The sequence below is a fragment of the Escherichia sp. KTE159 genome, assembly GCF_000408805.1.
Classification (GTDB): domain Bacteria; phylum Pseudomonadota; class Gammaproteobacteria; order Enterobacterales; family Enterobacteriaceae; genus Escherichia; species Escherichia marmotae.
Genome location: NZ_KE137292.1, coordinates 2,614,057 through 2,625,187 on the forward strand (window position 1 = coordinate 2,614,057; position 11,131 = coordinate 2,625,187).

General features: G+C 49.5%; 7 protein-coding genes and 2 pseudogenes. 3 read left to right on the plus strand and 6 right to left on the minus strand.

Annotated elements, in window-relative coordinates:
- Positions 1-91 precede the first annotated feature (91 nt).
- Positions 92-763: a 7-carboxy-7-deazaguanine synthase QueE gene (gene queE / locus A31E_RS09220; protein WP_001199980.1), complete on the minus strand. Its 672-nt coding sequence runs from the start codon at positions 761-763 to the stop codon at positions 92-94.
- A 172-nt stretch (positions 764-935) separates the two neighbouring features.
- On the opposite strand from queE, the pseudogene A31E_RS09215 reads away from it, so the two are divergent.
- The 3 genes and pseudogenes from A31E_RS09215 (at position 936) to A31E_RS09205 (ending at position 3,336) form a co-directional block, all read left to right on the plus strand.
- Positions 936-1,527 (plus strand): annotated as a pseudogene (locus A31E_RS09215) (LemA family protein).
- A gap of 13 nt (positions 1,528-1,540) precedes the next feature.
- Positions 1,541-2,212: pseudogene (locus A31E_RS09210) on the plus strand (TPM domain-containing protein); the annotation flags it as partial.
- Between the two features lie 221 nt (positions 2,213-2,433).
- Positions 2,434-3,336 carry a TPM domain-containing protein gene (locus A31E_RS09205; protein ID WP_016249134.1) on the plus strand — a complete coding sequence of 301 codons (903 nt, stop codon included), beginning with the start codon at positions 2,434-2,436 and terminating at the stop codon, positions 3,334-3,336.
- 59 nt (positions 3,337-3,395) lie between these two features.
- Here the strand turns inward: A31E_RS09205 and eno are convergent, their stop codons facing one another.
- The 5 genes from eno to rlmD all read right to left on the minus strand — a co-directional run bounded on the left by eno (position 3,396) and on the right by rlmD (position 11,117).
- The gene (gene eno / locus A31E_RS09200; protein WP_000036723.1) at positions 3,396-4,694 is read right to left on the minus strand and encodes a phosphopyruvate hydratase; all 1,299 of its coding nucleotides are present in this window, start codon (positions 4,692-4,694) and stop codon (positions 3,396-3,398) included.
- Positions 4,695-4,781: 87 nt separating this feature from the next.
- On the minus strand, positions 4,782-6,419 hold the full coding sequence (gene pyrG / locus A31E_RS09195; protein ID WP_000210856.1) for a glutamine hydrolyzing CTP synthase: 1,638 nt from the start codon (positions 6,417-6,419) through the stop codon (positions 4,782-4,784).
- A 227-nt stretch (positions 6,420-6,646) separates the two neighbouring features.
- Positions 6,647-7,438 carry a nucleoside triphosphate pyrophosphohydrolase gene (mazG, locus tag A31E_RS09190; protein WP_001071626.1) on the minus strand — a complete coding sequence of 264 codons (792 nt, stop codon included), beginning with the start codon at positions 7,436-7,438 and terminating at the stop codon, positions 6,647-6,649.
- 95 nt (positions 7,439-7,533) lie between these two features.
- On the minus strand, positions 7,534-9,768 hold the full coding sequence (relA, locus tag A31E_RS09185) for a GTP diphosphokinase (protein ID WP_000226792.1): 2,235 nt from the start codon (positions 9,766-9,768) through the stop codon (positions 7,534-7,536).
- 47 nt (positions 9,769-9,815) lie between these two features.
- Positions 9,816-11,117, minus strand: coding sequence for a 23S rRNA (uracil(1939)-C(5))-methyltransferase RlmD (gene rlmD / locus A31E_RS09180; protein ID WP_000046776.1), 1,302 nt, complete (start codon positions 11,115-11,117; stop codon positions 9,816-9,818).
- Between the last annotated feature and the right edge of the window lie 14 nt (positions 11,118-11,131).

An 11,131-nucleotide genomic window follows, 5' to 3' on the forward strand; every position in this document is an offset into this window, starting at 1 on the left:
AACCAGAAGAGAACAATCAGAAGAGGCAAAAATATAAATGGGTGGAATTCTTTACAGGTTCCACCCATTTATAACGCTTATAAATATTTAATCAGGCAATATTCAAATATTTATGCGTTTGCATCGACAAACGCCAGTTCCGCGCAATACAGGTATCGATACATAAACGCGTGGCATCTTCTTTCTGACTAATTGGCTGAAGTGCAATTACTCGCGGTTTATCATCAGTCAGCGTTGCCAGCAATTCATCCAGTGCTTCAATATCCCGTACACGCCCAACCGGATGTTTGATTTCATTGGCGCGTTCCAGCGCCTGCGACAACACTTCATAGCCGCCGCGCATGTTCAGTTTTGGCGACACGGTAACCCAGGTGTTCGGTGTACAACGTACTTCGTGAGTACCGCTGGTTTCTATCTGGCAGCTAAAACCGTTCTTTTCAAGCAAGTCAGTCAATGGCAGCAAATCATGAATGCAAGGTTCACCACCCGTAATCACTACGTGACGCGCGGTATATCCCTGACGACTTATGACCGCTAACAAATCTTCGCTGCTTGCTGCGCCCCACTTATCACTCTCTTTGGTTTTCGCCAAAATACTGAAAAGAGAAACTTCCCGATCCTCAAGTTTTTCCCACGTGTGTTTGGTATCACACCAGGCACAGCCGACCGGGCATCCCTGTAAACGAATAAAAATGGCGGGGACGCCGGTAAAGTAACCCTCACCTTGCAGGGTCTGGAACATCTCGTTAATCGGGTACTGCATAGCATTCTCTGTAAAGTGGATAATTGTTAATTATTGCAGATCCTACCGCAATATTCATGCTTTATTAACATTCTGTTACAGGCAGGTTTGACGCAAAAAGTGGCTCAGATCATTAAGAATAAAATGAAGCGGCGTATTATGTTTTAAAGGATTAAATAAAAGGAATTTAAACATGTTTAGAATATTCATCGTATTTATATTTATTTTCAATTTATCAGGTTGCGGTTATAACGATATTCAAACCTATGATGAACAGGTTAATGCCTCCTGGTCAGAAGTATTGAATCAGTATCAACGCCGTGCCGATCTTATTCCTAATCTTGTCGCAAGTATTAAAGGTTATTCCAGCCATGAAAAAGAGGTACTGGAGGCCGTTACGTTAGCTCGTAGTCAAGCTAATCGCGCCAGCAGCGATCTTCAGCAAGCTCCGGGAGATGAGCAAAAATTACAAGCCTGGCAACAAGCTCAGGCGCAGGTGACTCGCACTCTCGGACAGTTAACGATTATTAGTGAACGTTATCCAGAATTAAAGGCTCAGGAACTCTATCAAAATTTAATGGTACAACTCGAAGGAAGCGAAAATCGAATTGCTGTCGCGCGAGGAAGATATATTAAAGCCATTGAACAATATAATGTCACTATCCGCAAATTTCCCGCAGTGTTAACCGCAAAGGTCATGGATTACACACCGAAGAAAAATTATTTGCCGGATGATGTCGCCGCACCCAACAATAGATTTTAGCCAGAATGCTAATGCTCATTAAGCGGAGAAGCCCTATGCGAAATTTTATCTTTCTTATGGCTTTCTTCTGTTCATCTGCGTTTGCCACGCAAATTCCAGTACCTGAAACACCCAGGTATGTGAATGACTTAACTGGCACATTGACGAACAACGAAGTAAACACCCTGACCAACCAGATTAAAGCCCTGACGCAAAAAAACCAGGCGCAACTGGTCGTGTTATTGGTTGAAACAACAGGCGATGAAACCATCGAACAATACGCAACGCGGGTATTCGATAGCTGGAAGCCAGGTAATAAAGACCGCGATGATGGCATTCTGCTGTTAGTCGCCTGGCAGGATCATACCGTGCGTATTGAAATCGGTTACGGATTGGAAGGCGTTATTACAGATGCACAGTCCGGACAAATTATTCGCAACAGTATTATTCCGGCATTTAAAAAAGGCGACCTGGCTGGCGGCTTACAAAAAGGAATAAACGATATTGAAAGTCGTCTGGCAGAGAATACTTTATCAACTATAACACCGACCGATCACTTCTTACCTTTTAGCGGCTGGTGGGCTTTGTTGGTCTGGGCAATAGTATTGACCTTTATTTCCGCCAGGGGATATATCAAAACGCTGGGATTGATTTGCTTCGCTGCCATAGTGCTGGCCTTTGTGCTTCCCATTGCTGGATATAGCGGGAGCTGGGGAGCGCTTATCACATTATTATGCTTCTCCACACCGTTCCTTATTATTGTTATTTCTTTTACCCCTTTCGGAAAAAAGGTACGTAATTTAATGCGTAGTGCCAACCGACCATCACGCCATACCAGAAGTAATTATAACTCCAGAGATTCGTCATCATCATCGTCCTCTTCTTTCGACAATGACAATTTCAGCGGCGGTGGCGGTTCATCTGGTGGCGGTGGCGCTTCAGGGCGCTGGTGATCAATATGCGCTTAATCCTTTTTCTACTCATATTGTGGTGCGTTCCTGTGTTTGCCCAGCAAATGGCTGTACCGGAACTACACCAACAGGTGACAGATCTTACTGATACGTTAAGTTCACCTGAGCAACAATCTCTGACACTACAGTTGCAGAAGATTGCACAGAATACGCAGGCGCAGGTCGCTATATTAGTGGTGCCATCCACTGGTGAAGATACCATTGAACAATATGCAACACGCGTTTTTGATAGCTGGAAGTTGGGCGATGCACAGCGCAACGATGGTATTTTACTTCTGGTTGCCTGGGAAGATCATACTGTCCGTATAGAAGTGGGCTACGGGCTGGAAGGGGTGGTTACCGACCTGCAAGCGGCAAAGATTATCCGTGTTATATTGATCCCCGCGTTCAAAAACGATGATCTTATTGGAGGGTTGACACTGGCCAGCGAAAATATCGGCGCGCTTCTGTTGAATGGTGAATTACCGGAAGGCAGCGGAAATCATTACAGTATCAAAACTCCAATTCCATTATCGGTCGCTGTAATTATTTTACTGGCAGTACTTTCGTATTTTATTATTTTTACCGATCCATCAAATCTACCGTGGATTGCACTCACCGGCGCAATTTACGGGATGGTATTCCTCTATGTTGCCGAGCCCGGAGCATGGACGAATTTAATCGTTGCTTGCAGTATGTTAACGCCTTTTGCGATCGTACCTCTGCTTATCTTCTGGCTTCTGGTGAATAAAAAGTTACGCGCCAAATATAAGAAGCTCAGTAAAGAAAGAGCTTCAAGAAAAGGTTCTTCTTCATCCTCTTCCGGTGGAGGCTCAAGTGGCGGCGGATTTAGCGGCGGGGGTGGTTCTTCTGGCGGCGGCGGCGCGTCCGGCCGCTGGTAACTCAACCATAAAAAATGCCAGCCCGAAGGCTGGCATTTTTAAATCAGATAAAGTCAGACTTATGCCTGGCCTTTGATCTCTTTACGACCGTTGTACGGTGCTTTTTCGCCCAGAGCTTCTTCAATACGAATCAGTTGGTTGTATTTAGCAACGCGGTCAGAACGGCTCATAGAACCCGTTTTGATCTGGCCTGCAGCAGTACCAACAGCCAGGTCAGCGATGGTAGCGTCTTCAGTTTCACCAGAACGGTGAGAGATTACTGCAGTGTAGCCAGCGTCTTTCGCCATCTTGATTGCAGCCAGAGTTTCGGTCAGAGAACCGATCTGGTTGAATTTGATCAGGATGGAGTTAGCGATGCCTTTTTCGATACCTTCTTTCAGGATCTTGGTGTTGGTTACGAACAGGTCGTCACCAACCAACTGGATTTTGTCGCCCAGAACTTTGGTCTGGTATGCGAAACCGTCCCAGTCAGACTCGTCCAGACCATCTTCGATGGAAACGATCGGGTACTGTTTGGTCAGTTCTTCCAGGAAGTGAGTGAATTCTTCAGAGGTGAAAGCTTTGTTGCCTTCGCCAGCCAGAACGTATTTACCGTCTTTGTAGAATTCAGAAGCTGCGCAGTCCATCGCCAGAGTGATGTCTTTGCCCAGTTCATAGCCAGCAGCTTTAACAGCTTCAGCGATAACAGCCAGAGCTTCAGCGTTGGAACCCAGGTTCGGCGCATAGCCACCTTCGTCACCAACAGCAGTGTTCATACCTTTCGCTTTCAGAACTTTTGCCAGGTGATGGAAAACTTCAGAACCCATGCGGATGGCTTCTTTCACAGTTTTCGCGCCAACCGGCTGAATCATGAATTCCTGAATATCAACGTTGTTGTCAGCGTGCTCACCACCGTTGATGATGTTCATCATCGGAACCGGCATGGAGTATTTGCCCGGAGTACCGTTCAGTTCAGCGATGTGCTCGTACAGCGGCATACCTTTAGCAGCCGCGGCAGCTTTGGCGTTAGCCAGAGATACAGCCAGGATTGCGTTTGCGCCGAATTTGGATTTATTTTCAGTGCCGTCCAGGTCGATCATGATCTTGTCAATGCCAGCCTGATCTTTGGCATCTTTGCCAATCAGCGCCTGAGCGATCGGGCCGTTAACCGCAGCAACAGCTTTGGTTACGCCTTTGCCCAGGAAACGGGATTTGTCACCATCGCGCAGTTCCAGTGCTTCACGGGAACCAGTAGAAGCACCTGATGGAGCAGCCGCCATACCGACGAAACCACCCTCCAGGTGTACTTCGGCTTCAACAGTCGGGTTACCACGGGAGTCGATGATTTCACGACCGATGATTTTTACGATTTTGGACATTAGGGTTTCCTCAAGTCACTAGTTAAACTAAAACTCCAGACAAACAACGCGTACCCTGGGTACGCGTTGCCGTTCTAACTTTTTTACTTACTTCGCCTGACGTTTCTGGAACTCGCTGGCGGCTTTTACAAAGCCAGCAAACAGCGGGTGACCATCACGTGGAGTAGAAGTAAACTCCGGATGGAACTGACAAGCCACGAACCACGGGTGATTCGGAACTTCGATGATCTCGACCAACTGATCATCCCCGGAACGGCCCGCAACGCGCAGACCTGCATCTTCAATCTGTTTCAACAGCATGTTGTTGACTTCGTAACGGTGACGATGACGTTCAACAATTGTCGGCGCATTGTACAGTTGGCGAACCAGGCTATCGTCAACCAACTGGCACTGCTGCGCGCCAAGACGCATGGTGCCACCGAGATCGCTATTCTCGCTACGAACTTCAACGTTGCCGTTTTCATCACGCCACTCGGTAATCAGCGCCACAACCGGGTACTTACAGTCTGGCACAAATTCCGTAGAGTTGGCGTTCTCCATGTTGGCAACATGGCGAGCGTAATCAATTAACGCCACCTGCATACCCAGGCAAATACCCAGATAAGGAATATTGTTCTCACGCGCAAAGCGCGCGGTAGTAATCATGCCCTCTACGCCACGGTAACCGAAACCACCAGGTACGAGGATCGCATCCAGGCCTTTAAGGATTTCAACACCGCGTGTTTCAACATCTTGTGAATCGATCAGTTTGATGTTGACGCTAACACGATTTTTCAGCCCGCCGTGTTTCAGTGCTTCAATCACGGATTTATAAGCGTCCGGCAGTTCAATGTACTTGCCGACCATACCGATAGTGACTTCACTTACCGGATTCGCTTCTTCAAAGATAACCTGTTCCCATTCGGACAGATTAGCTTCCGGGCAGTTCAAGCTGAATCGTTTACAAATATAATCGTCCAGCCCCTGAGATTTCAACAGGCCTGGAATTTTATAGATAGAATCGACGTCTTTCAGAGAAATAACCGCTTTTTCCGGAACATTACAGAACAATGCAATCTTCGCACGTTCGTTCGCCGGAACGGCGCGATCTGAACGACAAATCAGGATATCAGGCTGGATGCCGATAGAAAGCAGCTCTTTTACAGAGTGCTGAGTCGGCTTGGTTTTGACTTCACCAGACGCAGCCATGTACGGCACCAGGGTCAGGTGCATGAACAGCGCGTGTTCACGACCAATATCAACAGCTAACTGGCGAATCGCTTCAAGGAACGGCAGGGATTCGATGTCACCGACAGTACCGCCGATTTCGACCAGAACCACGTCGTGGCCTTCACCGCCGGCAAGAACGCGTTCTTTAATAGCGTTAGTAATGTGCGGGATAACCTGTACGGTTGCGCCCAGATAGTCGCCACGGCGTTCTTTACGCAGAACGTCAGAATAGATACGACCCGTGGTGAAGTTGTTGCGGCGGCTCATTTTGGTGCGAATGAAACGCTCGTAGTGCCCCAGGTCCAGGTCGGTTTCAGCGCCGTCTTCAGTAACGAACACTTCCCCGTGTTGGATTGGGCTCATAGTACCTGGATCGACGTTGATGTACGGATCCAGTTTCATGATGGTCACATTGAGGCCACGGGCTTCAAGAATGGCTGCGAGGGAGGCTGCGGCAATGCCTTTACCCAGAGAGGATACGACCCCGCCGGTCACAAAAATATAGTTCGTTGTCATGCTGAACCTGAGAAGTTAGGTTGAAAAGACGATGGAATAACCAGGACGGGAAAGCAGTATACCCGAACATGACCTGTGCCACAAACTTTCATTATCCCTCCTCTTCGCCAGCGCACAATTGAAATCAGGAGTGAGAAAATAGCCCCTTTGGGGTAAATGTTTTTGACGCAAATCAAGCGCTTGTCATTTAAAAAATGACACAAATCGCGCTTGACCGTGTAATTTCCTTAGAGATCAATTTCCTGCCGTTTTACCTGCTGCCAGACTTCTTCCATTGTTTCGAGGTCAACACCTGTCATTTCCAGTCCACGCGCGGCAACAATCCGCTCCACTTCGCGAAAACGACGCTCAAATTTTTCGTTAGCTTTTTGTAGCGCAATCTCTGCTTTCGTCCCTAAATGGCGGGCCAGATTGACCGTCGCAAACAGCAGGTCGCCCATTTCCTCCTCCAGTTTAGCCTGGTCCACTACAGCCTGCCGCGCCTCGTACATGACCTCGTCAATCTCTTCGTAAACTTTATCGACCACCGGGCCAAGCGTCGTCCAGTCGAAGCCAACGTTGGCGCAGCGTTTCTGGATTTTTTGCGCACGCATTAAGGCCGGTAAACTGCGAGGAATATCGTCCAGCGCTGAATGTTGCGCCTTCTGCGCGCGCTCTTCGGTTTTGATCTGCTCCCAACGGGCAAGAACTTCACTGCTGTTATCGGCAGAACTGTCAGCAAAAACATGCGGATGGCGGCGCTCTAACTTATCGCTGATCGCCGCGCAAATATCATTAAAGTCAAAGCGCCCTTCTTCCTGGGCCATTTGCGCGTAAAACACCACCTGGAACAGCAAATCGCCCAGTTCACCGCGCAGATCGTCAAAGTCTTCGCGGGCAATGGCATCCAGCACTTCATAAGTTTCTTCAAGGGTATAAGGTGCAATAGAAGCGAATGTCTGCTCTTTGTCCCACGGACAGCCGTTTTCCGGGTCACGAAGACGCTGCATGATAGTGAGCAAACGGTCGATTTGATTCATTGGAATGTCCTGAAAATTGCGGGTCTGTCAGGTGTAACACCTTCGAGTAAAGGATATCGTCGGATACGGCTGACGCCATATCCGGCTATGTAAGATTAATTCCCGTGCAGTCGTCTTGCATCGATAACATCTGGCACCTGATTGAGTTTACCCAGCACGCGCCCCAGCACTTGCAGGTTATAAATCTCAATGGTCATATCGATGGTCGCCAGTTGCTGTTTCGTGTCGCTGCGGCTGGCAACGCCAAGCACATTCACCTTCTCATTGGCGAGAATAGTGGTGATATCACGCAACAATCCACTACGATCATTGGCCTGCACGCGAACCACCAGCGAGTAACCAGCGGAGTAGCTCTCGCCCCATACCGCGTCAACAATTCGTTCCGGCGCATGGGAGCGCAGTTCCGCCAGTTGTTCGCAATCGGCGCGGTGTACGGAGATCCCGCGGCCCTGGGTAATGAAACCGACAATCTCATCGCCAGGAATCGGCTGGCAGCAACGCGCGATGTGGTGCATCAGGTTGCCCACGCCTTCTACCACTACACGACCGTTATCTTTACTGCGGTTTTGTGGTGTATAGCTTTTTTGCTGAAGCTGTTTCAGTGCAGCGGCGTCCTGCTCTTCGGCGCTCGGCTTATTAAATTGCGATTGCAGGAAGTTGACCATCTGATTGAGACGGATATCCCCGCCACCAATCGCCGCCAACAACTCGTCGACGTCATTGAAGTTGTAACGCGGCAGCAGATATTTTTCTGCTTCCTTCAGACTGATCCCCAGATGTTCCAGTTCGTCGTCAAGGATTTGCCGTCCTGCCAGAATATTTTTGTCACGATCCTGTTTACGGAACCAGGCGTGAATTTTCGAACGCCCGCGGCTGGTTGTAACATAACCCAGGTTTGGGTTTAACCAGTCACGGCTGGGATTCGGCTGTTTCTGGGTGATAATTTCAATCTGGTCACCCATCTGCAACTGGTAGGTGAATGGCACAATGCGCCCGCCAATTTTTGCCCCGATGCAGCGGTGCCCGACATCACTATGGATGTGGTAAGCGAAATCCAGCGGCGTTGATCCCGCAGGCAGATCAACAACATCACCTTTCGGCGTAAACACATATACCCGATCATCAAAGACCTGACTGCGTACTTCGTCGAGCATTTCGCCAGAATCAGCCATCTCTTCCTGCCACGCAATCAGTTTACGCAGCCAGGCAATCCGGTCTTCATGTCCCGAACGTGCGCCGCCAGCAGCCGCGCCTTCTTTGTATTTCCAGTGCGCAGCAACACCCAACTCTGCATCTTCATGCATCTGTTTGGTGCGGATTTGGATCTCAACGGTTTTGCCTCCCGGCCCCAACACTACGGTATGAATAGACTGATAACCGTTCGGTTTCGGGTTCGCAACGTAATCATCGAACTCATCCGGCAAGTGGCGATAGTGAGTGTGCACTATGCCCAGCGCGGCGTAACAATCCTGCAAACGTTCCGCGACGATACGCACCGCACGAACATCAAACAGCTCATCAAAGGCGAGGTTCTTTTTCTGCATTTTGCGCCAGATGCTGTAGATGTGTTTTGGGCGGCCATACACTTCAGCTTTAACGCCTTCAGCTTTCATCTCTGCACGCAGATGCCCCACAAACTCTTCAATGTAGTGTTCGCGGTCGAGGCGGCGCTCATGCAGCAGTTTTGCAATACGTTTGTATTCGGTCGGGTGGAGGTAACGGAAGCAGTAATCTTCCAGTTCCCATTTCAGTTGCCCAATCCCAAGACGGTTCGCCAGCGGCGCGTAGATATTGGTGCACTCTTTTGCCGCCAGCACGCGTTCATCTTCCGGCGCATCTTTTACTTCGCGCAGATGGGCAATTCGCTCCGCCAGTTTGATGACCACACAACGGAAGTCATCGACCATTGCCAGCAACATCCGGCGAACGTTATCGACCTGTTCGGAGGAAACAGAATCGGTGTGCGTTGCTTTCAGTTGGCGGATTGCCGCCATATCGCGCACACCGTGAATAAGATTAACGACCGACTTACCGACACTCTCGCGCAGTACGTCTTCGCTGACGACGTTTGCATCGGCCAGAGGGAACAGCAGCGCAGCCCGCAGCGTGTCAATGTCCATACTTAATGTCGAGAGGATCTCCACCATCTCGACACCACGCCACAACAGCAAACTGGCATCCGGATGCCCCTGCGTCTGCTGCAGACAATACGCCCAGGTTTCGGCTAAGCACTCACACGACTTCTGGCTGGCAATGCCCAGACTTGCGATCCATTTTTCCGGATCAAATTCACCAGCCTTATTGATATGTGCACTTCTTACCGCAACCATCGTCCTCTCCTTTAGGGACCTGACCTGCTGAAATCAGCAAATCGTAACTATTTAACGCGCGAGAAAAGTACCATCGATTCCAGATGCCCCGTGTGTGGGAACATATCCAGCATCGCCAACCGCGCAATGGTATATCCTGCTTTTAATAACGCCTCGCTATCCCGAGCCAGCGTCGCAGGGTTACAGGATACATAAACTATACGAATAGGTTCCAGTTTTATAATTTGTTGCATAACGCCTGCTGCACCAGCACGCGCCGGGTCCAGCAACACTTTATCAAAGCCGTTTTTTGCCCACGGCTGCTTTGTGACATCATCTTCAAGATTTTCGTGATAAAACGTCACATTATGTAAGCGATTAAGACTCGCGTTCTGCTGGCCTTTTTCCACCAGCGCCGGAACCCCTTCCACACCAACAACACTTGCCGCACGGGTCGCTAACGGCAGCGTAAAATTGCCCATACCACAGAACAGATCCAGCACACGATCATCAGGCTGAACATCCAGCCACTCCAGCGCTCGCGCCACCATTTTCTGGTTCACACCCGCATTGATCTGAATAAAATCACGCGGACTAAAGGTTAAGCGCAACCCGTTTGAGTCATACCAGGGCATCTCGCCAGAGACGGTTTCGAGTATCTCACTATCGGGGGCGAGATACAGATCCAGGCCTTCAGAATGCGAAAAGCGTTCCAGTTTTTCGCGATCTGCCAAACTTAGCGGTGCGGTATGGCGTAAAATCATCAGCAGGCCGCTGGTTGCCTGCACCAGTTCAACATGACCAAGATGGCGCATAGCTTGTAAGCTGTCCAGGCATGCCCTGACTTTGGGCAACAACGCTTCAAGTTGGGGCACTAAAATAGGGCATTGTTTAACGTCGACAATGTCACTGGAACCCGCTTTGCGAAATCCCATCTGGAGTTGTTGTTTTTTCGGTAGATAGTTCAGACTTAAACGCGCGCGACGGCGATAACCCCAGGGGACATCGTCGATCACTTCAGAGACGTCGTGTTTCATTAACCGGGCGAGTGCTGCGCTTTTGCTACGCTGCTGGAGTTCGACGCTGGCGTGTTGTTGCTGACAGCCGCCGCATACGCCAAAATGAGGGCAGCGTGGCGTTTTGCGTTCCGGGCTGTCGCTTAACCTGCGCACGACCTTAGCGCGGGCGTACTGTTTTTTATCTTCAGTAACAGTAACTTCCGCGTTTTCCGGCGGTAGTAATCCAGGAATAAATAACGCTTTGCCGTTATGTCGCGCCACGCCCTGACCAAAAGAGTCGAGGTCGTTGACTGAAACGGTTATGATCTGACGCGTCGTCGCGCGTCGTTTTGCAGAGTAGAATTGCGCCATTGGCGAGACTTTCT

Bases quoted from the DNA above. Each gene is read 5' to 3' on its own strand.
- pyrG (WP_000210856.1), bottom strand. From the start codon at position 6,419: ATGACAACGAACTATATTTTTGTGACCGGCGGGGTCGTATCCTCTCTG.
- rlmD (WP_000046776.1), bottom strand. From the start codon at position 11,117: ATGGCGCAATTCTACTCTGCAAAACGACGCGCGACGACGCGTCAGATC.
- relA (WP_000226792.1), bottom strand. From the start codon at position 9,768: ATGGTTGCGGTAAGAAGTGCACATATCAATAAGGCTGGTGAATTTGAT.
- queE (WP_001199980.1), bottom strand. From the start codon at position 763: ATGCAGTACCCGATTAACGAGATGTTCCAGACCCTGCAAGGTGAGGGT.
- eno (WP_000036723.1), bottom strand. From the start codon at position 4,694: ATGTCCAAAATCGTAAAAATCATCGGTCGTGAAATCATCGACTCCCGT.
- mazG (WP_001071626.1), bottom strand. From the start codon at position 7,438: ATGAATCAAATCGACCGTTTGCTCACTATCATGCAGCGTCTTCGTGAC.